The sequence below is a fragment of the Collinsella sp. BG-O-102 genome (genome assembly GCF_023656745.1).
In the GTDB taxonomy this organism is placed as follows: Bacteria; Actinomycetota; Coriobacteriia; order Coriobacteriales; family Coriobacteriaceae; genus Collinsella.
Genome location: NZ_JAMOKO010000002.1, coordinates 60,541 through 81,826, shown reverse-complemented (window position 1 = coordinate 81,826; position 21,286 = coordinate 60,541). Strand labels below are relative to the sequence as shown.

The window sequence follows — 21,286 nt, the reverse complement described above, 5'->3', positions numbered from 1 at the left end:
TCATCCGAGGGCTTTATGGAACAACACCAGCATTATCAGAGCCTGCAAGACCAGGCATACAACGCATTGCGCTCCAAGATCATCTATGCCGAGCTCAAGCCCGGCACGCGCCTTTCGGCGATTGGTCTGGAAAAGGAGACGGGAATCGGGCGCACGCCCATTCGCGAGTCCTTTGTACGCCTGCGTGAGCAGGAGCTGGTGGAAACGCGCCCCAAAAGCGGCACCTACGTCTCTAAGATCAGCATGGAACACGCCGAAAACGCCTGCTTCTTGCGTGAGAAGCTCGAGAGAAGCGTGCTTATTAAATGCTGTTCGGCCGCCACGCCCGAGCAAAAGCATCGGCTCGAGCAGATTCTTGCCGAGTCCGAGTCGCTCGACCATAGCGAAACGCGTCGCTTTTTCGATCTGGACAACCTGTTCCATGAGACGTGTTTTGAGATTGCCGGCCGCCACATGTTGTGGGATTGGATGAAGAGCGTCAATACGCATTTTGAGCGATACAACTGGTTGCGTATGGTCTCTCAGGATCTGGATTGGGAGCCGATTCGTCGGCAGCATCGCCGAATTCTCGAGGCCATTAAAAAGGGCGATACCGACACGGCGAGCTATCTGGCCGAGACACACCTGCACCTGATGCCCGAGGAGCAGGGCCCGGTTATCGCCTTACATCCCGACTATTTTGAGCTGTCCAAAGACTCGGCCATCTAACTCGTTCTCTTCATTAGTTGCGGTGAAATAGGGATTGTTTTGCGGCTCTGATGGTGTAAGCAGTCCGTATTCCACCGCAAGTGCCGGGGCACATCGGGGCACGAAAACGCTGCGGCGCCGCTTGGAGGAAAAGACCGGAAGCAAGGGTCCATTCCTCCAGACGGTGCCGCAGCTGTTTTGATGGTTCGGCTTTTGTCGAAGTGTCTTAGTTGAGTGCGACTGCCAGCCGAGTAGGCAAAGCGGCTCGGGGGCGTGTCGCTTCCGTCACGTTCTATCAGCATACAAGACGTTTTCGGTTCTTGCTCGTGACGGAAACGGCGCGCTTCCGAGCCGTTTTAAAAGAAAGGGGGCGAGGTCTAGGGCACGCCCCCTTTCACGATAGAGAGCTAAACCTAGCCGCGGACCTTCTTGACGACGTCCATGGCCTCGCGGGCAATCTGCTCGACCTTGGAGAAGTCGCCGTCGGCAAACAGGGCCGGCTTAACCATCCAGGTGCCACCGCAGGCGATGATGGCGGAGGAGCTCAGGTACTCCTCGACGTTGGCGGTGCTCACGCCGCCGGTAGGCATAAAGCGGTGACCGACAAACGGAGCGGCGAGGGCCTTGATGGTGTTCAGGCCGCCATACTGGGACGCGGGGAAGAACTTGGTGACCTTGAGGCCCAGGTTCTCGGCTGCGGTGACCTCGGAGGGGGTCACGGTGCCGGGAAGGACGGGCAGGTCGATGTCGATGCAGTGCTTCACGACGTCCTCGTTGTAACCCGGGGAGACGATGAACTTGGCACCGGCTGCGCGGGCCTGCTCAATCTGCTCGACGGTCAGGACAGTGCCGGCGCCAACGCACATCTCGGGCTCGGCCTCGGCCATAGCGGCGATGCACTCGGCGGCGCAGGCGGTGCGGAAGGTGACCTCGGCGGACTTCATGCCAGCTGCCATAAGGGCGTGGGCGAGCGGAGCGGCGTCCTCGACCTTGTCGAGCACAACGACCGGCACGATGCCCAGGGACTCAAGCGTGGTGTAGAACTGATCGAACATGATGTTCCTTTCGATGTGTGGCGCGCATGGGCGCGTGATTGCCAAATGTGCTGGTCAGGAGCCGATTTTGGATTGGTTATCGGAGGCACTGCTTGGGGTTCAAGCAATTCCAAAACCGGCTGCTCGACCAGTCATGTAGGGAATGCCAGGCAAAACCGGAATGGGACTGGTGGTTTTGCCCGGCCGGAGGAATCGGGGAGCGGGCCGCAGGGGTATGGGATTGGAAAGCTGCGGCCCGCGGAATGGAGACGGACTAGCGCGCGACGCGGGTGCCACCGTCGGCGGCGGATGCCACGGCTGCGATCTCGCTTGCGGTAACCAAGTTGGAATCGCCCTTGATGGTGAGCTTGAGGATCGAGGCTGCAATCGCGTAGTTGACGGCGTCCTGCGGGTCAAAGTCGTTGATGAGGGCATGGACGAGGCCGGCGTTGAAAGCGTCGCCGGCGGCAACGCCCTCGAGCACGTGCACGTCGTGAGCAGGGGAGAACCAGTGCTCGCCGCTCTCGGCGTCAAAGAGCATGCCCATCCAGATGGAGCGCTCGACGCAGGAAATGTTGCGGACGACCGAGGCGACCTTCTTGCAACCGTACTCGGCGCAGATCTGACGGGCCATCTCGACGTAGGTGTCACGCTCCTCGATGCCGTGGGCAAGGGAGCCGGAGACGCAGGTCATGCCAAGGCCGGCAGGCGCATCCTCGTCGTTGGCGATGCAGATGTCGACGAGCGGCAGGAGTTCCTTCATGGTTGCCTGCGATTTCTCGGGCGACCACATCTTGCCGCGATAGTTCACGTCGCACACGGTGGTGATGCCCTTGGCGCGGCAGACGGCGAGAGCCTCCTTGCAGGCGGCGGCCATCTCGTCGGAGACGGCGGGGGTCACGCCGGAGAAGTAGAAGACATCGATGCCCTTGAGGATCTCGTCCCAGTCAAAAACATCGCGCTTGGCCATGTTGATGGCAGAGAACTTGCGGTCGTAGACGCAACCGTTACCGCGCTGCGAGGCGCCGACCTCAAACACATAGGAGCCAAGACGGTCGCCCTGACGCACGACGCGCGTGGTGTCGACGCCGTAGGCCTTCAGCGAACGCAGGGCGCACTCGCCCAGACGGTTGGCCGGGACAACGGAGACGTAAGCGGCCTTGTCGCCCTGGTAGGCCAGGGAAAGCGCAGTGTTGGCCTCGGCGCCGCCGTAGCGGACGTCAAACTCGGTTGCCTGCTCAATACGCAGGTGGTCTTTGGGTGAGAGTCTCATCATGATCTCGCCGAAGGTAAGAACCGTTTTACCCATGGTCGCGTAGCTCCTTCTTGCTCGTGCGTACACCTTTGATATGGCGTTGGCACGCAGGTGCCAAGACGGTAGGGTGCGTCTTTGCACCTGCGTGCCAACGCTCACCGAAATCGGTTTACGAAATCGGTTTCGTTTCGAGTTGTAGTATACTCACCTACAGCGTTTTGCAACCGAGATTTTTAAAAAAATGCCTAAAATGGCTCAGACCGCCGACAATTGGGAAACGGGGTGCGTTATGGCGCAGATGAGAATCAAGGACATTGCCGCCGAGGCGGGCGTGAGCCCGGCCACGGTCTCGCGCTATCTCAACAACCGCCCCGGGCAAATGACCGAGGAAACCCGTGCTCGCATCGCGGCGGTTATCGAGCGCACCGGCTATCGCCCGCGTGCCGCCGCGCGCAATCTACGCAGCTCGCGCACCAACCTCATCGGCGTGATCCTGGCCGACATCGCCAACCCGTTCTCCAGCGCCATGCTCGAAGGGCTTTCCGTCAGCGCCGCCGCGCGCGGCTGCTCGCTCATGACGGCCATTAGCGGCAACGACCCCGCCAAGGAGGCCGAGTCGCTCACCAGACTTATCGACGCTGGCGTGGATGGCCTGGTCGTCAATACCTGCGGTGGTAACGACGAAGCCATCGCCGCTGCCGCGGGACGCCTGCCCGTCGTGCTGCTCGACCGCGACGTTGCCGACGGCGGTGTCGATCTGGTGACATCTAACAACCGTGAGCTGGTCGCTGGCTTGGTAGACGAGCTCGCCGCCGTTGGCAGCGAGCGCCTGTGCCTGCTCACCGAGGCAAGCGACGACAGCCCCGTGCGTCGCGAGCGTGCCGAGGCCTTTGCCGACGAACTTTCGCGACGCGGCCTTGCGGGTGAGGTCGTCACTCTGGCCGACGGTGGCGCCTCGGGCGTCGGCCGCTTGGACGAGACCATCCGCGGCTATGCAGGCAAAAAGCTCGGCCTCATTGCTGTCAACGGCCTGGTTTTCCTGCGTCTGACCGAGGCGCTGGCGCAGCTTGGTCCCTCGCTGCCGGCGGGGCTCAAAATCGCGACGTTTGACGATTATCCCTGGAACCATGTGCTCTTTGGCGGTGTGACCACGGCCGCGCAAGACACCCTTACCATTGCCGAGCGCGTAGTCGAGCGCCTGTCCGAGCGCATCGACGTCGTTACCACCACCGTGGGCGAGGCCGCAAAGCTGGCGCCCAAACGCATCGAGATCCCCGGCCGCATCGAATACCGCGCATCGACCTCACGTTAGCCGCTCGTTCGCAACTGCCTGTTCGCGCACGTTTTTTGAGCGCTTGATACGCTTTAACCCTGCGGAAACATTTTTCTGCGATAGTATCTGCGATATAGACCAGTCGAAACCCGCCCGAAAGAAAGGGGAGCGACATGAACCAGCAGAACATCGATTACGTACTCCGCTCCGTAGAGCAGCGTGACATCCGCTTTGTGCGTCTGTGGTTTGTCGACATTCTCGGCCGCCTCAAGAACTTTGCCATTAGCCCCGAGGACCTCGAGGTCGCTTTTGAGGAGGGTATTGGCTTTGACGGCTCCGCCATCGAGGGCTTTGCCACGCCCGAGGAAGCCGACATGCTGGCGTTTCCCGATGCTTCGACCTTCCAGATCCTGCCGTGGCGCCCGAGCCACAACGGCGTCGCCCGCGTGTTCTGCGACGTGTGCACTCCCGATTGCAAGCCCTTTGCCGGCGATCCACGCGATGCCCTGCGCCGCATGTTCCGCAAGGCCGAGAAGGCTGGCTATCTGCTCAACGTGGGTGCCGAGCTGGAGTATTACTACTTCCCCGACGAGCACACGCCCGAGCCGCTCGACAACGTGGGCTACTTCGATCTTTCGGTGAGCGATGCCGCCCGCGACCTGCGCCGCAACACGGTTCTCACGCTCGAGAAGATGTCCGTGCCCGTGGAGTACACCTTCCACGCTGCCGGCCGCTCGCAGCACGGCATGAGCCTGCGCCACGCCGAGGCCCTGAGCATGTCCGACGCCATCACCACGGCCAAACTCATCATTAAGCAGCAGGCCTACGAGAGCGGTTGCCACGCCTCCTTTATGCCCAAGCCGTTGGCGGGCGAGGACGGCAGCGCTATGTTCCTGTGCCAGTCGCTATTCGACCACGACGGCAACAACGTCTTTTGGGGCGAGGACGACGAGAAGTACCACCTCTCCGATATCGCCAAGCACTACATGGCCGGCATCCTGGCGCATGCCCGCGAGATTAGCGCCATCACCAACCCCACGGTCAACTCGTACAAGCGCATCACCACAGGCGGCGACTCCGTGCCGCAGTACGCCACGTGGGGCCTGCGCAACCGCGCGAGCATGGTCCGCATTCCGGTCTACAAGCCCGGCAAGCAGCTGTCCACGCGCATCGAGCTTCGCAGCCCCGACCCCATGGCCAACCCGTACCTGGTCAACGCCGTCACGCTGGCGGCTGGTCTGGACGGCATCGAGCGCAAGCTGGAGCTCCCGCCCGAGGCCACGGCCGAGACGCTCAAGCTCACCGACCGTCAGATGGTTGAGGCCGGCTACACGCCGCTACCGCGCTCGCTCAAAGAGGCGCTCGACGTGTTTGAGGACTCGCAGTTTATGAAGGATGCCCTCGGCGAGCACATCCACAGCTTCTTCCTCAAAAAGAAACGCGACGAGTGGCATAAGTTTGAGTCTACGATCACCGAGTGGGAGATCAAGCACTACCTGGCGAACTCCTAATCGTGCTGGCTTGTTCCAGTACGATTGAGCTCATTTCTTTGGAGGCCGATATGTCCGAAAAGAGTGCCCTGTTCATGGCGCGCACGACGCGCTTCCACGAGTTTGCCCGCAGCTTGACGACCACTCTGGGTGTCGAGGTGAGCTTGGCAACCCCCGATTCGCCGACTGCGGCGCACGACTTTGACCTGCTGATCCTCGATTCCGATGGCATCCGCAGTGACCGCATCGATCAGATTGCCAAGTGGCTCGACGACCGCGGCGGCGTCCCCATGCTGGTGATCGTTGACGACGAGGCGCTCGGCACCCTGCGCCTGCCCAATCACGCGCATGCCGACTTTGTATGCCCCACGGCGACGCCCAACGAGCTTAAGTCTCGTGCGCAGCGCCTGATGGGCGAGGAGGAGACCGTCGCCGCCGACGATGTGCTCAACATCGATAACCTCGAGATCAACTTGGCCACCTACCAGGTGACGCTCGATAACGAGCCCATCGACCTGACGCTGATGGAGTACTCGCTGCTGAGCTTTTTGGCGACGCACCCCAACCGCGCCTACAGCCGCGAGGTGCTGCTGCACCGCGTATGGGGCTTTGAGTACTGCGGCGGCACGCGCACCGTCGACGTGCACATTCGACGCATCCGCTCCAAGGTGGGTCCGCAGATCGCGGCGCACATCACCACCGTCCGCGGCGTGGGCTATCTGTTTAAAGACTAGATTTCCACCACAAAGGGGACAGGCACTTTTGTGGTGGTTTTGACGCAGGTACGGATTCCTTTCGGGTCTGCGGCAGAACTTAAGCCTTCCTAAAAGATTGCGTTCTCATACACTTGCGCCCGCATATTGGGGTACAACTCAACGTGAACAATGATGGCCCGCCACATGTTTGGCGGGCCTTTGGTTATTTGACGAAAGGATCGCAGCCATGAGCGAGTACGATTCCCAGCGTCCCCAGGATGCGGGCAACGCCGGCGAGACCCAGCAGCAGCCGCGTGTGCAGGTGGAGTCGACGCCTGCCGGCAGTAACATTCCCTACGTGCAGGCCTACGACACGCAGACCGGCAAGCCGCTGGGTGGCCAGCAGGTCGTGAACAAGCACACGGTGGTCAAGACCAAGACCAAAAAGCTGCCGATCTTTATTACGGCGCTTGCCGGCTGTGCCTGCGGAGCCCTGCTGGTCATTGCGCTCATTATGAGCGGCACGCTCGATATCGGTGGTGGCAAGAATGCCGTGACGGCGGGTGCTTCGGGTTCGTCGACGCAAAAGATCACCATTGACTCCGAGGACACCACGCTGGCCGAGGCCGTTTCTGCTAAGGCCCTGCCCTCCGTCGTTTCCATTACCGCCACTTCGAGCGGCAGCCAGAATGGCTCGCTTTCGCAGTCTGCTGATGAGTCGGATAGCTCGGGCAGCGTCGGTTCGGGCGTCGTGCTCGATACCGAGGGCCACATCCTCACCAACAACCACGTGGTCGATGGTTACGACCAGTACGTGGTGACCATGGACGACGGCACCACCTACGAGGCTGAGTTCGTGGGCAACGATGCTTCGAGCGACCTGGCTGTCATCAAGCTCAAGGATGCTGACGCCTCCAAGCTCACGCCGATTGAGATTGGTGATTCCTCCAAGCTCAACGTGGGCGAGTGGGTCATGGCGATCGGCTCGCCGTTCGGCAACGAGCAGTCTGTCTCCACGGGCATTGTGTCGGCGCTGTATCGCTCCACGGCCATGAGCTCTACCAACGGTAACACCATCTATGCCAACATGATCCAGACCGATGCCGCCATCAACCCGGGCAACTCCGGCGGCGCGCTCGTCAACGACAATGGTGAGCTGGTGGGCATTAATTCGCTTATCGAGAGCTATTCGGGCTCCAGCTCGGGCGTGGGCTTTGCCATTCCGGTTAACTACGCCAAGAACATTGCCGACCAGATCATCGACGGTAAGACGCCGGTGCACCCGTACCTGGGCGCCACGCTTTCGAGCGTCAACGCGCTCAACGCCCGCACCAACAAGCTGAGCACCGATAGCGGCGCGTATGTGGCGAGCGTCGTTGAGGATGGCCCTGCTGCCAAGGCCGGCATCCAGGAGGGCGATGTCATTACCAAGCTGGGCGACGACGAGATTACGAGTGCCGATGGCCTGATCATCGCCCTGCGCAGCCACGAGGTGGGCGAGAAGGTCGAGATCACGCTCATGCGCGGCAAGGAAGAGAAGAAGGTCACCGTCGAGCTGGGCTCCGATGAGGAGCTGCAGAACCAGCAGCAGGATGACAGCGCGACCGACACCGGCAACGGCGGTATTACCGACGAGCAGCTGCGCCAGTATCTGGAGGAGCTGTTGGGCCAGCAGGGCCAGGGTCAAGGCTACGGTCAGGGCTACTAGCGAGCCGTATCGCACATACCGATGCCAGAGGGGCTGTCCCATCAACGCGGGACAGCCCCTCTCTACTTATTGATCCGTTGGGGACGGAGGAAAACGGGTCATTTAGAGCTGATAAGAGCATGGTTTGATTGCGCGACCCACCCCGGTCTGGCGGCTGCCGATTCGGTGCGGTTCGAAAGGGCTATTCGACCCCATTGCGACCGGTGGTACTCTAGTATCCGTTTGAAATCGAGCGAAGGAGTGCTGCTATGGAGCAATCGAGCCTGTTTGGTGACGGTGTGGACATCGATACCGAAACGCCCGCGACCGCGGAAGCCACCGCACCGACCGATGCCCGTGCCCAGGCGGCAGCGCGCGCGGCCGAACTGCGCCACGAGCTCGACTACCACGCCTATCGCTACTACATGCTCGATGCGCCCGAGATCACGGACGCCGCCTTCGACAAAATGCTTGTTGAACTGCAGGAAATCGAGGCCACCTACCCTGACCTGGTGACGCCCGACAGCTATACCCAGCGCGTGGGCGGCTACGTGAGCGAGCAGTTTACGCCGGTCACGCATATGGCGCGCATGTATTCCATGGACGATGCCATGGACCTGGACGAACTCGACGCGTGGCTCCAGCGCACTGAGGATGCCCTCGGTGCCGGTAGCGTCACCTATACCTGCGAGCTTAAGATCGACGGTCTGGGCGTGGCCCTTACTTACCAAAACGGCACCTTCGTACGCGCAGCCACACGTGGCGATGGCACCACGGGCGAGGACGTGTCGCTCAACGTCCGTACTATCAAGGATGTGCCCATGCACCTGTCCGAGCCGGCGCTCGCCCACATGGGCGCCGACCGCGAGCGCACCATTGAGGTACGCGGCGAGGTCTATATGCCCAAGGGCAGCTTTGTGCGTCTGAATGAAGAGGCCGATGCCGAGGGCCGCGACCCCTTCGCCAACCCGCGCAACGCCGCCGCCGGCAGCCTGCGCCAAAAGGACCCCAAGGTCACGGCGCGCCGCGACCTGGCCACCTTTATCTATGCCATCGCCGATACCGACCCGTTGCACGTCCACAGCCAGCGTGAGTTTCTCGATTGGCTGCGTAGCGCCGGCTTTAGCGTCAACCCCAACGTGGCACGCTGCGCCACGCCGGCCGAGGTCCACGAGTTCTGCGCCCAGGCCCTCGAGCACCGCGGCGACTTGGACTACGATATCGACGGCGTGGTCGTAAAGGTCGACAGCTTCCAGCAGCAGCTCGACCTGGGCTTTACCGCCCGCGCGCCGCGCTGGGCCATTGCCTTTAAGTTTCCGCCCGAGGAAAAGCAGACCGTCCTGCGCGAAATTCGCATCCAGGTGGGCCGCACCGGTGTGCTCACACCGGTCGCCGAGTTCGACCCGGTGACGGTCGCCGGCTCCACCATCGCGCGCGCCACGCTGCACAACATCGACGAGATCCGCCGCAAAAACGTGCGCGAGGGCGACACTATCATCGTGCACAAGGCGGGCGACGTAATCCCCGAGGTTGTGGGCCCGGTGCTCGACAAGCGCCCGGTCGATTCGGTCGACTGGCACATGCCCGAGGTCTGCCCCGTGTGCGGCAGCCCCGTTGTCCACGAGGATGGCGAGGTCGCTTACCGTTGCGTCTCCATCGATTGCCCCGCACAGCTCAAGGAGCGCTTGCTCCACTGGGTGAGCCGCGGCTGCATGGACGTCGACGGCCTGGGCGACGAGATCGTCGACAAGATGATCGCCGCCGGCCTGATCCACGATGTCGCAGACTTCTACCAGCTCACGGTCGACGACATCGCAGGCCTGGACACGGGGCGCACCTATGCCAGCTCCAACAGCAAAAAGGGCGTCAAGAAGGGCGACCCCATTCCGGTGGGCCTCAAGACGGCCGAGAAAATCATCGCCGAGCTCAACAAGTCCAAGAGCCAGCCGCTCGGTCGCGTGCTGTTTGCCCTAGGTATCCGCCATGTGGGCAAGAGCGTGGGCGAGGTCATCGCCGAGCGATTCCTGTCGATTGACAAGCTTATCTTGGCGAGCGAAGAGGACATCGCCGAATGCGAGGGCATCGGTCCCAAGATTGCGGCGAGCGTTAAGCAGTTCCTGGCCGTGCCCGAGAACCTTGCCGTGCTGGAGCGCCTGCGCCAGGCGGGCCTGTCGCTCGAGGTCGATTTGGGCGCCGCGCACGCGCAAGCCGCAGCCGACGCTGGCGTGGCGGGCGAGCTCGCCGACGCACAGCCGCTTGCGGGTCTGACCTTCGTGCTCACCGGCACGCTCGTCAACCGCACGCGCGACGAGGCAGGCGCGGCGCTCAAGGTGCTTGGTGCCAAGGTCTCGGGCAGTGTTTCAAAGAAGACGAGCTATCTGGTCGCCGGCCCCAAAGCGGGCTCCAAGCTCACCAAGGCCGAGCAGCTGGGCGTGCCCGTGCTGGACGAGGACGCACTCGAGCAGATCCTGGCGACTGGTCAGGTGCCCCAGGCTTAGGACATCGATAATCAAATTAGAAAACCTCCCGGAAAGGTTGATACTTTCCGGGAGGTTTTTATTTGGGCGTGGTGGCGGGCAGCATGATCCGCGTCATGTAGGTTGCTGAGGGTGACCCTGCGGAGCGGTGTCGTTCCGGAGCGATAGAAGATTCATACAAAGCAAAGGGGCCCCGCAGTGAGGTCCCACAACAGGGCTGCCCCATCGTGATGAGTTTTATACACTTTAACATTAACATTAACGTGTATACTTAGCAGTAAAGATATATGTTGAGAGGAGCAGTTATGGTTACCGTCGCGTTTTCGGAACTGCGCCAAAACCTTACGCAGGTGGCCGAAAGGGTTGCCAATGATGGCGAGGAGGTTGTGGTCTTCAAGCGGAGCAAGCCGTTGTTCAAGATCGTGCCGCTCGACTATGAAAGCCCCGTTGCGGTGGAATATGACGCTGCTCAGGAGCGTGGGGGCGCAAAGCCGGCGTGCGGCACGGACAAGCCCAAGCGCGACGTGGGTACGATGTGGCATCCCAAGATCACCTGGAAGGAGATCCGTGAGATGCTCGCGGAGAATGAGGACTACCAGGAGTATCTCGATATCGTGGCTAACATGCCAAAGGGAACGCCGCTCGATACGATGACGGTTGAAGATGAAAAGCGCGTCGCGAGGGAGCGCTACCTATGAGGGCATTTCTTGATACCAACTTTCTGCTCGATTGCGTGCTTCCGGGCCGGCTGGAGCACGCAGCGGCGCAAACGATCAAGGGGCTCGTTGACGTGGGACTTATCGAGGGTGTTGTTTCGGCCTGCTCTCTCAAGGACGCGTACTACATTCTCACTAAACAGACAGACGAGGCGCGCGCCCGCGAGGTAGTGCGCGACTGTCTTAAGAGCTACTCGGTAGAGCCTCTCGACCAAGAAGCTTGTTTTACCTCCGCCTATTCCGATGAGCCGGACTTTGAGGACGGCTGTATCCGTGCGATGGCCGAGCGTGCCGGCGTGGACTTTATCATCACGCGTGACCGCGCCGCTTTTGTGCGCTCGACCATCAAGACCTTCTCGCCTGCAGAGTTCATCCGTGCGTTTCCGATTCCGGAGGAGTAAAACCGCCATATCGGGGATTGTCCCCGGCGTTTGGCGAGCTTGTTGGGAGGCTCCTGGTCCAGTGACTGTTACAAAAAACGGCTATAGCAAATTTGTTGTACTTCGATCTGAAGACTATGACTTCATGGTTCAGGAACAGGCTAAGGCTCGTCTGATGGCTCGTATAGCTGTGGCCGAGCGGGAGCGTACTGCTGGCATGGCGCGTGATGCCTTTGAGGCTCTCGATGACCTTGAGGCAAAATATGGCCTATAACGTCAAGATTCTGCTTTCAGCCGAACGTTTTCTGGGCAGTTCTTATTTGGACGGGGCAACCGGCACCGTGATCTGCGTCACGTAGGTTGTGGGATCGTCGCTGATGATGTCGTCGATCAGGGCAATCTCACGTTGCCCCGCTACGCTGCCAACTTGTCAAAAGCCCCGCGCCGGTTGAGCACGGTAAACGCGACAACACAGATGACCGCCGACAAAATCGATCCGCACGGCGAGGCGATGCCCATGGGAAACAGCGTGTCGGAATAGGCGTTCGACAGCAGCCACGCGCCCGGCACGCGAATGAGCGCCACGGCTAGTACGTTGTGCGCAAAGCCGATGTAGCTCTTGCCATACGCAGCGAAAAAGCCGCTAAAGCAAATGTGGATGCCGGCAAAAATCGCGTCGAAAATATAGCTGCGCATATAGCCGGTGCCGGCCGCGACTACCGCGGCGTCCTTGGCAAAAAAGCCGATAAACGCCGGCGCCACTAGCCACATCAGCACCGTGATCAGACAGCCGTACACCACCGAGATCGTCATGGCGTCTTTGAGCACCTGACGTGCACGGTCGCCCTTGCCCGCGCCGGCGTTTTGCGCCGTGAGTGCACTGACGGTAGCGCCCATGGAACTCGGCACAATGAACAAAAAGCTGATCATCTTTTCGGCCAGGCCCACGGCGGCAGCGTCGACGAGCCCTCGGTGGTTGGCAATGACGGTGATGAACATAAACGCCACCTGGATGCAGCCGTCCTGCACGGCCACGGGCACGCCGATCTTAAGAATGCTGCCGAGCACCTCGGGCTGGGGGCGCAGGTCGCTACGCTTAACGTGGATGTTCGTGCGACGGCTCTTGAGCCACACGAGCGCGAGGGCAACGCTTGCCGTCTGGGCGGTTACCGTGCCGAGCGCCGCACCCACGGGGCCGAGTCCCATGTGGCCGATAAATAGAAAGTCGAGCGCGATGTTGATGATGCATGCCACGCCGATCACGTACATGGGCGAGCGCGAATCGCCCAGCCCGCGAAAGATGGCCGAGAGGATGTTGTATGCGGCGATAAACGGAATGCCGACAAAGCAGATGCGCAGGTAGGCGGCGGTTCCTTCGACCGCCTCGGCCGGCGTGCCAATGAGTGCCACAATCTGCGGACACAATGCAAGCAGGACAGCGGCCAGCACCACCGAGACGCCCATAAAGAGCGTGATGGTATTGCCGATGGCGGTCTCGGCGCGGTCGAAGCGGCGCGAGCCCACGGCGTGGCCGACGATCACCGTCGTTCCCATGGCCAGGCCCACGAGCGTCACGGTAATGATATAGAGCGTCTGCGCGCCATTGCCCACGGCGGTGATACCGGCGGCGCCGCTAAACTGCCCCATCATGTACAGGTCGGCCATGCCGTAGAGCATCTGCAAAAAGTACGAGAGCATATAGGGCAGGGCAAAGACCGCGATGGTCTTAAGGACATTGCCGCGTGTGAGGTCGTGTTCCATGGGCGGGGCTTTCTGGCTGGGTTTGTTTACGTACCAGTGTAGTGAAAACCCTACAACGATTGTAGAGTCAAGGTTTGTGTTGACGCCGGAGCGAAAAAGTCTCGCGCACCATTATTCCGAGTGAATATGGACACACATCACGAGAACTCGCCGCCGGCGCTAACCTTGCAGAAAACGATTTCGGAATACTTGACACCATTATTCGGCGCGCAATAATACGTGCGTTTGCGAACAACGTTTGATGGGGGTTGAACCTGCGTGCGCAATCTCAAAATACTGTTTTCCTATCTAGGGGCATACCGTCGCGATGCCATCCTCGGCGTGTTCTTTGTGTCGGTCGAGACGGTGCTCGAGCTGTTTATCCCGGTCATCATGGCCAACATCATCGATGTGGGCGTGCCTGCGGGTGATATCAACTACATGCTGCTGCAGGGCGCGTACATGCTGGTGTGCGCTGCGCTTTCGCTGGTACTGGGCTTGGGTTATGCCTGCACGTCCGCCCGCGTTGCCTCGGGCCTAGGCGCTAACCTGCGCGAGGCCGAGTACAAAAAGATTCAGACGCTCGCTTTTGGTAACCTGGACAACTACGACGCCAGCTCGCTCGTCACCCGCATGACCACGGACATCACCGTTATCCAAAATGCTGTGGGCAACGGCTTTCGCCCTATGGTGCGCGGCCCGGTGACGCTTATCGTCGGCCTTATCTACGCGCTGATGCTGTCGCGCCCGCTCGCCACCGTCTTTGCGATCATCTTGCCCGTGCTGGCAATCGTACTGGGCGCCATCACCTATCGCGTCAGTCCGCTCTACCGCCAACTCCAGACCTCGATGGACCACCTCAACGGCGTGGTACAGGAAGACCTCACCGCCGTGCGTGCCGTCAAGGCGTATGTGCGTGCCGAGCACGAGGAGGCCAAGTTCGACACCGTCAATACCGAGCTCGCCGGCACTGCGACAAAGACCTTTGGCAGCGCGGTGCTCAACCTGCCGGTGTTTCAGCTGTCGATGTACGTGGCTGCGCTCTCCATCCTGTGGATTGGCGGCCGCATGATTCTCGCCGGCAAGCTGGGCGTGGGCTCGCTCACAGGCTTTATGAGCTACGTGCTGCTGATCATGAATTCGCTCATGATGATTTCCAACGTGTTTTTGCTGCTCACGCGCGCTCTTACGAGTGTGGGCCGTATCGCCGAGGTGCTCGATGAGGAGCCCTTTATCGCCAACCCCGCGGGAGACCTCGCGATTGCGGCGCCAGCGGACGGCAGTATCGAGTTTCGCGACGTTTCCTTTAAATACCGCGCGGATGCAGCCGAGGATGTGCTCGAGCATATCGACCTTCGCATCGAGAGCGGCTCGACGGTGGGCATCCTCGGCGGCACGGGCTCGGGCAAGAGCTCACTTGTGCAGCTGATTGCGCGCCTGTACGACGCTACCGAAGGCGCCGTGCTTGTGGGCGGACACGACGTGCGCGACTACGACCTCGCCGCCTTGCGCGACGCTGTGGGCATTGTGCTGCAAAAGAATGTGCTGTTTACGGGTACCGTGCGCGAGAACCTGCAGTGGGGCAATCCGCAGGCGTCGGACGATGAGCTCCTCGCGGCTTGCCGCGCGGCGTGCGTGGACGAGTTCCTTGATCGCATCGGCGGGCTGGACGGCGAGTTGGGCCAAGGCGGCGCCGGTGTCTCGGGTGGCCAGAAGCAACGCCTGTGCATCGCGCGCACGCTGCTCAAGCATCCGCGCGTGCTCATTTTTGATGACTCCACCAGCGCGGTCGATATGGCGACCGACGCTAAGATTCGCGAGCACATCGCCCGGATTTCCGATACGACCGTGCTCATCATCGCCCAGCGCATCGCGAGTGTCATGGATGCCGATCGCATTGTGGTGCTGGACGACGGTCGTGTCCACGGCGTGGGCACGCACGAGGAACTGCTGGCGGGCGACAACATATACCAGGAGATTTACGCCTCGCAGATGGAGTTTGCGGGGAACGCGGACGCCGGCGATGGCAACGACGATGGTTGCGCGAATGATCCGTTTTCCTCCGTCGCATGCGGATCACCCTTGGAAGGGGGTGAGCGCCGTGCCTAAGACCGCAGCCCAAGCACGCCCGGCCGACCTCAAGCGCACTGTGCGCCGCTTGCTCTCCTACATGGGGCATGCCAAGTTCTCGCTGCTTGCGGTGGGCGTGCTCGCCTCCGTCGCCGCCATTGCGAGCCTCGTCGGCACCTACATGGTGCGTCCCATCGTTAACGGTTTGGCCACGGGCGGGGAGGAACTGCTTGCCAAGCAGGTTATCCTGACGGCGATCATCTACGCCGCGGGCGTGCTCTCGGCCCTGGGCTACTCACAGATCATGGTGCGCGCGGCCCAACGCGTGGTGTCCGATATTCGCCGCGACCTGTTCGCGCACATCCAGACGCTGCCGCTCAGTTATTTTGACAGCACGCGCTCGGGCGACATCATGAGTTTTTTCACCAACGACGTCGACACCGTCTCCGAGGCGCTCAACAACAGCTTTGCCAACGTGATTCAGGCCGCCATTCAGGTTGTGGGCACCACGGCCATGCTCATCATCCTTAACTGGCAGCTCACGATTATCACGCTCGTGTGCGATGCGGCCATTGTGCTGTATGCGCGCTACTCGGGCGCGCGCTCTAAGCGTTTCTTTGCCGCCCAGCAGGCATCGCTTGGCGACCTGGATGGATATATCGAAGAGATGGTCTCGGGCCAAAAGGTCATCAAGGTCTTTAACCGCGAGGCGGCGAATGTCGCCGGCTTCACCTGCCGCAACGACGAGCTTCGCCGCACCGGCACCGCCGCCGTGAGCTATGCCAACTCAATGGTGCCCATGACCGTGGTGATCGGCTACGTCAACTACGCCATCGTTGCCGTGGCGGGCGGCATGCTCTGCATCAAGGGACTTGCCGACGTGGGCGCGCTCGCGAGCTACCTGGTCTTTGTGCGCCAGGCGGCCATGCCCATCAACCAGTTTACGCAGCTGGGCAACTTCTTGCTCAACGCGCTGGCCGGTGCCGAGCGCCTGTTTGCCGCCATGGACCTTGAGCCCGAGGTGGACGAGGGCTGCGTGGAGCTGGTGCAGACGGGCGACGCCGCGTGGGCGTGGAAGATTCCCGAGGGCCAGGGCGTGGGCACGTACGGGCATTTGCATGATGTGGCAGCCGTTGATGAGTCGGGCCGCGCGGTGGCTGCCGACGGCACCGAGCTCACGTGCGGTTTGGTCCCGCTTGCCGGCGACGTGCGCTTCCATGCCGTGGATTTTTCCTACGTGCCGGGCACCCGCGTGCTCACGGACCTCAACCTGTTTGCCAAGCCGGGGCAAAAGATCGCGTTTGTGGGCTCCACGGGTGCCGGCAAGACGACCATCACCAACCTCATCAACCGCTTCTACGAGGTCGATGACGGCGAGATCACGTACGACGGCATCGACGTCAAGCACATTGCCAAGGCCAGCCTGCGCGGGTCGCTCGGCATTGTGCTGCAGGACACGCACCTGTTTAGCGGCACCATTGCGCAGAACATCCGCTTTGGCAAGCTCGACGCGACCGACGAGGAGGTGCGCGCCGCTGCCGAGGCCGCCTGCGCCGACTCGTTTATCCGCCGCCTGCCGCGGGGCTACGACACACCGGTCACGGCCGACGGCGCCAACCTGTCGCAGGGTCAGCGTCAGCTGCTCGCCATCGCGCGCGTGGCCGTCGCCGATCCGCCGGTGCTCATCCTGGACGAGGCCACGAGCTCCATTGACACGCGTACCGAAAAGCTCATCGAGCGCGGTATGGACCGCATCATGCGCGGTCGCACCACGTTTATGATCGCGCACCGCCTGTCCACTGTCCGCGACGCCGACGCCATCATGGTCCTCGAACACGGCCGCATCATCGAGCGCGGCACGCACGAAGAGCTGCTCGCCCAGCACGGCGAGTACTGGCAGCTGGCGCATGGCTTAAAAGAGTTGGATTAACCCGTTCGAGCACGATGCTTTGATCCCTCCGTGCCCCTCACCTCGCCTCAAACCACCACAACATTCGACGTTTTTTGCCAAAATCGGGAAAAGCATCGAATGTTGTGATGGTTTTTCTGCCACTCGACCGGGTGGAACCGCTTTCTTGCGCATGAGGGTGTGCGGACCCGTGGGCAGGGGAATAAGGTTGGTTATCCGACTCCATTGGAGGGCTCATGGACCTGCCGATCGTCCTGTCCCATAAGACTGCCTGGCTGTACCACAACGTGGCACGTCCGTCCGAGCCGCTCTCGAGAGCAAGCAGTCTATACGATGAGGACTCGCTTGCTAACGAGGCGGAGCCGATTGCGAGCCTGCCCAAATTGGGACTCGATGCCAAGGGGCTGAGGGCTTCAACGGCAGTTGGGATCGTTGCCGACTATCTGGTTTCGCTTGGTATTCCACGAGAAGAGCTCGATCATATCGACACGCTCGTCAACTTCGATTTTGAGCGCTCGACGCCGGCTGGATTTAGGTGTCACGTGTTTGGGGCGCCGGTACCTCCAGGCCATCTTATCGAAGTGGCAGAGGGCCTTCTGGTGGTTGATGAGGTCATGTGCTTTGTCCAGGCGGGTTCGTGGATGAGCGAACCCGAGCAGCTGGAATATGGCTACGAAATCTGCGCCCGATACCATTTGAATCACCTGTCGACAGGCGATTATATCGAGATGGGGCAGAGGCATACCGTTGCCGATTTGAATGCTTATTGCAATGAGAACCGATCTCGTCAGGGGGCTATACGCGCGGCCGCCGTGCTCAAGCGCGTGCACGATGGCGCGCGGTCGCCCATGGAGACGGCCACCGCAATCATGATCGTAGCAAAACGTTCCCAGGGCGGGCTGGGATACGCCAAGATCGAGCTCAACCATCGGGTCAATGTTCCCAGCGAGTTCAAATATCTCGCGAAGGCCGGGTATTTCGAAATCGACGTATATGCGCCTGCGAGCGGTACGGGGATTGAATACAACGGCTCGGACCATCTTGATAAACAGCGCAGCGCGTCGGATGCGGAGCGTATGACCGTGCTGAGCGCGCTGGGCTTTAGGATGATCGTCCTCACCGGGACTCAGTTTGCCCATCAGCTGCAATTGCATCGGGCGATGAACGCCATCGCGCTCGCTATGGGCCTTAAGTGCGATCGAAGCGAAGCGTTTCAGAAACGTCAGAACGACCTGCGAGAATTCGTGATTCGGCACTGGGACGGCGGCCTCTAGGGGCGTTCCGGCCCTTCTACGGGGTGCCGTGGGCAGACAAACCATCACAACATTCAACGTTTTTTGCCAAAAACGAGAAAAGCATCGAATGTTGTGATGGTTTGCGTGCTGAGGATGGGCTTGGGAGGCCGGTCTTGCTCGAAGTGGCCTGTCCTGTCGTACGGGTGTTGGCATGATTCTCTCGTGGGGTATTATGTTTTCCGAAGAATAAAACGCCGCGTGAGGGGAGGGCTGCGTGGACGGGCACGTGCAACATGACGGTTTTGGCCGCGACATCAACTACCTGCGCATTGCCGTTACCGACAAGTGCAATTTCCGCTGCATCTATTGCATGCCGGCCGATGGCGTGGCACCCCGCGCGCACGACGAGCTGCTCAGCGCCGAGGAGATCGCCCGCTTTGTGCGCCTGGTGGCGGGGGAGGGCATTCGCCGCGTACGCCTGACGGGCGGCGAGCCGCTGGTCAGCCGCCGTATTATTCCGCTCATTCGTGATATCCGCGCGATTCCGCAGATCGAGGACATTTCGCTCACCACCAACGGCGCCCTGCTGCCCAAGCTGGCGCCGCAGCTCAAAGACGCCGGGCTTAACCGCGTCAACATCTCGCTCGATACGCTCGACCCTACGCTCTTTGGAAAGATCACGCGCTTGGGTCGGCTCGAGCAGACCATGGCTGGCATCGACGCGGCGCTGGCTTGGGGCTTTGAGCCCGTTAAGGTCAACTGCGTTGTGGTGCGCCGGCTCAACCAGGATGTGGCGGCCCTCGCGCGGCTCACGCTCGACCGCCCTATCCACCTGCGCTTTATCGAATACATGCCCATCGGCGACGAGCGCACCAGCTCGCATTGCGCTGTGGACCCGCATGCGCCCGCGCTCAATCCCGAGCTGTGGGACGCGAGCGATACCGTGCCGAGTGACGAGCTGCGGGCGCGCATCAATGCCGGGGCCACCGCGGCGGGACTGGGCGAGCTTGAACCGCTCGACATCAACGACGCTCCTGCCGGCGCGGGCCCCGCGCGCTACTGGCGCTTTCCGGGCGCGGCGGGTACGGTGGGCTTTATCAGTGCTATGTCCAATCATTTTTGCGCGAACTGCAACCGTCTGCGCCTGACGGCAGACGGCAACGTGCGTCCGTGCCTGTTCAGCGATGCCGAGTATTCGGTGCGTGAGGCGCTGCGCCGTGGTGATGATATGCAGGTACTTTCGATTTGGCGCGATGCCGTGGCCCACAAACCGCAGGAACACGCGATAATTGAGGGCACGCAACGATTTATGTCCCAAATCGGAGGATGATCATATGGCCAAGAGCAGGTACGCCGATGCCACCAAGGCCGCTCGCAGGGCCGCGATGTCTGCCCATAAAGCCTCAGTCGCGGCTAATACTGGCAACGCCGACACGTCCGTGCAGCCGACTACCAGCGCTGCCACCGAGCCCGCCCGCGACGCCCGTCGCGACGAGCTGACGCACGTGGATGCCAAGGGCGAGGTTCGCATGGTCGACGTGTCCGACAAGGCCGAGACCCATCGCATTGCCATCGCCGAGGGCACCATCCTCATGCATCCCGAGACGCAGGCCATGGTGCTGCAGGACCGCGCCAAAAAGGGCGACGTGCTCGCCTGCGCGCGCGTCGCGGGCATCATGGCCATCAAGCGCACGAGCGACATCATCCCCATGTGCCATCCGTTGCTCATTACCAAGAGTAAGTGCGATATTGAGCCCATCGCTCCGGCAGGGACGCCTGTCGATGACGTGCCTGAGGGCTGGGCGCCGGCGCGCACGGACGGGCAGGTTGGCTTTCACGTGCTGGTCACGGCGGGCGTGACGGGCAAGACGGGTATCGAGATGGAGGCACTGACTGGAGCGAGTGCCGCGTGCCTAACGATCTATGACATGTGCAAGGCGGTCGATCGCGGCATGGAGATCGTCGGCGTGCGCCTGCTGCACAAGGAGGGCGGCCGCTCGGGCGTATGGGATCGCGCAGAGCGTCAGGCCGCTGCCGCTGAGACCGTGGCCACTGACGGTGCCGCGCTCGCAAACGCACCCGTCGCCGTCGCGCCCGCAGCTCCGGCACCGGCCGTCCCCGCGATCGCGTTTATCGGCTACCAAAACTCGGGCAAGACCACGCTCGTCGAGAAGGTCATTGCCGAGCTCACCCGCCGCGGTCTGCGCGTGGGTTCGCTCAAGCATCACGGGCACCACGGCTTTGATATCGACGTGCCCGCTAAGGATACGTGGCGCCATCACCAGGCCGGCTCAAAACACGTGGGCCTCATCTGCGCCACGCGCTGGGCGGAGTACGCCGACACGCGCGAGGAGGACGAGATGCCCGCGCGCGAGCTGCTGTCGCGCTACAACGATGTCGACGTAGTAATCATCGAGGGCTACAAGACCGAGGGCTTCGACAACATCGTCGTCGCACGCTCCGGTGTCGACCGTCTGCGCGGCAAGAGCTCGCTCGACCTGGTCGACGGTCACACGTTGGCCCTTGCCTGCAACGAAGCCCTGGCGCGTCAGGCCTTCGACGCCGGCTTTGCGACCCGAGCCATCAACATCAACGACGCCCGAGCCATCTGCGATCTTATCCAAGATCACCTTTAAGG

Annotated in this window: 16 protein-coding genes; 13 read left to right on the top strand and 3 right to left on the bottom strand. The window is 61.5% G+C overall.

Annotation, left to right across the window (positions count from 1 at the left end; translation table 11 throughout):
- Positions 1-15: 15 nt before the first annotated feature.
- A complete protein-coding gene (locus NBH09_RS01525; RefSeq protein WP_195246050.1) occupies positions 16-708 on the top strand; it encodes a GntR family transcriptional regulator in 693 nt (230 codons plus the stop codon).
- Between the two features lie 392 nt (positions 709-1,100).
- Here the strand turns inward: NBH09_RS01525 and eda are convergent, their stop codons facing one another.
- Together eda and NBH09_RS01515 are read right to left on the bottom strand one after the other, a co-directional pair.
- A complete protein-coding gene (gene eda, locus NBH09_RS01520; RefSeq protein ID WP_250786865.1) occupies positions 1,101-1,742 on the bottom strand; it encodes a bifunctional 4-hydroxy-2-oxoglutarate aldolase/2-dehydro-3-deoxy-phosphogluconate aldolase in 642 nt (213 codons plus the stop codon).
- A 253-nt stretch (positions 1,743-1,995) separates the two neighbouring features.
- On the bottom strand, positions 1,996-3,030 hold the full coding sequence (locus NBH09_RS01515) for a sugar kinase (RefSeq protein WP_250786864.1): 1,035 nt from the start codon (positions 3,028-3,030) through the stop codon (positions 1,996-1,998).
- 235 nt (positions 3,031-3,265) lie between these two features.
- Here NBH09_RS01515 and NBH09_RS01510 point away from each other — a divergent pair, with 235 nt between their 5' ends.
- From NBH09_RS01510 to NBH09_RS01480, 7 genes are all read left to right on the top strand, one after another.
- Entirely contained in the window at positions 3,266-4,288 is a 1,023-nt protein-coding gene (locus NBH09_RS01510; protein ID WP_250786863.1) for a LacI family DNA-binding transcriptional regulator, read from the top strand.
- A gap of 134 nt (positions 4,289-4,422) precedes the next feature.
- The gene (locus tag NBH09_RS01505) at positions 4,423-5,760 is read left to right on the top strand and encodes a glutamine synthetase family protein (protein ID WP_117770060.1); all 1,338 of its coding nucleotides are present in this window, start codon (positions 4,423-4,425) and stop codon (positions 5,758-5,760) included.
- Positions 5,761-5,810: 50 nt separating this feature from the next.
- Entirely contained in the window at positions 5,811-6,473 is a 663-nt protein-coding gene (locus NBH09_RS01500) for a response regulator transcription factor (RefSeq protein ID WP_117770059.1), read from the top strand.
- A gap of 208 nt (positions 6,474-6,681) precedes the next feature.
- Complete coding sequence (locus tag NBH09_RS01495; RefSeq protein WP_250786862.1) at positions 6,682-8,142, top strand: S1C family serine protease; 1,461 nt, start codon at positions 6,682-6,684, stop codon at positions 8,140-8,142.
- 248 nt (positions 8,143-8,390) lie between these two features.
- A complete protein-coding gene (ligA, locus tag NBH09_RS01490) occupies positions 8,391-10,619 on the top strand; it encodes an NAD-dependent DNA ligase LigA (protein ID WP_117770057.1) in 2,229 nt (742 codons plus the stop codon).
- 284 nt (positions 10,620-10,903) lie between these two features.
- Positions 10,904-11,296 carry a type II toxin-antitoxin system Phd/YefM family antitoxin gene (locus NBH09_RS01485; RefSeq protein WP_158556910.1) on the top strand — a complete coding sequence of 131 codons (393 nt, stop codon included), beginning with the start codon at positions 10,904-10,906 and terminating at the stop codon, positions 11,294-11,296.
- The gene (locus NBH09_RS01480) at positions 11,293-11,715 is read left to right on the top strand and encodes a PIN domain-containing protein (protein WP_117770055.1); all 423 of its coding nucleotides are present in this window, start codon (positions 11,293-11,295) and stop codon (positions 11,713-11,715) included. Before NBH09_RS01485 ends, NBH09_RS01480 begins: the two co-directional genes overlap by 4 nt.
- Before the next feature lie 393 nt (positions 11,716-12,108).
- On the opposite strand, the gene NBH09_RS01475 is transcribed toward NBH09_RS01480, so the two are convergent.
- Positions 12,109-13,455: an MATE family efflux transporter gene (locus NBH09_RS01475; protein ID WP_250786861.1), complete on the bottom strand. Its 1,347-nt coding sequence runs from the start codon at positions 13,453-13,455 to the stop codon at positions 12,109-12,111.
- 258 nt (positions 13,456-13,713) lie between these two features.
- Between NBH09_RS01475 and NBH09_RS01470 the strand changes: the two genes are divergently transcribed.
- The 5 genes from NBH09_RS01470 to mobB all read left to right on the top strand — a co-directional run bounded on the left by NBH09_RS01470 (position 13,714) and on the right by mobB (position 21,284).
- Positions 13,714-15,543 (top strand): ABC transporter ATP-binding protein, encoded by a 1,830-nt coding sequence (locus NBH09_RS01470; RefSeq protein ID WP_250786860.1) that lies wholly within the window; start codon positions 13,714-13,716, stop codon positions 15,541-15,543.
- Positions 15,536-17,434 (top strand): ABC transporter ATP-binding protein, encoded by a 1,899-nt coding sequence (locus NBH09_RS01465; protein WP_250786859.1) that lies wholly within the window; start codon positions 15,536-15,538, stop codon positions 17,432-17,434. The genes NBH09_RS01470 and NBH09_RS01465 overlap by 8 nt, the downstream gene beginning before the upstream one ends.
- A 215-nt stretch (positions 17,435-17,649) precedes the next feature.
- Complete coding sequence (locus tag NBH09_RS01460; protein WP_250786858.1) at positions 17,650-18,687, top strand: putative endonuclease domain-containing protein; 1,038 nt, start codon at positions 17,650-17,652, stop codon at positions 18,685-18,687.
- Positions 18,688-18,922: 235 nt separating this feature from the next.
- Positions 18,923-19,978, top strand: a complete 1,056-nt coding sequence (moaA, locus tag NBH09_RS01455) for a GTP 3',8-cyclase MoaA (protein ID WP_250786857.1) — start codon at positions 18,923-18,925, stop codon at positions 19,976-19,978.
- A gap of 4 nt (positions 19,979-19,982) precedes the next feature.
- A complete protein-coding gene (gene mobB, locus NBH09_RS09990; protein WP_284703066.1) occupies positions 19,983-21,284 on the top strand; it encodes a molybdopterin-guanine dinucleotide biosynthesis protein B in 1,302 nt (433 codons plus the stop codon).
- The last annotated feature ends 2 nt before the right edge of the window (positions 21,285-21,286 follow it).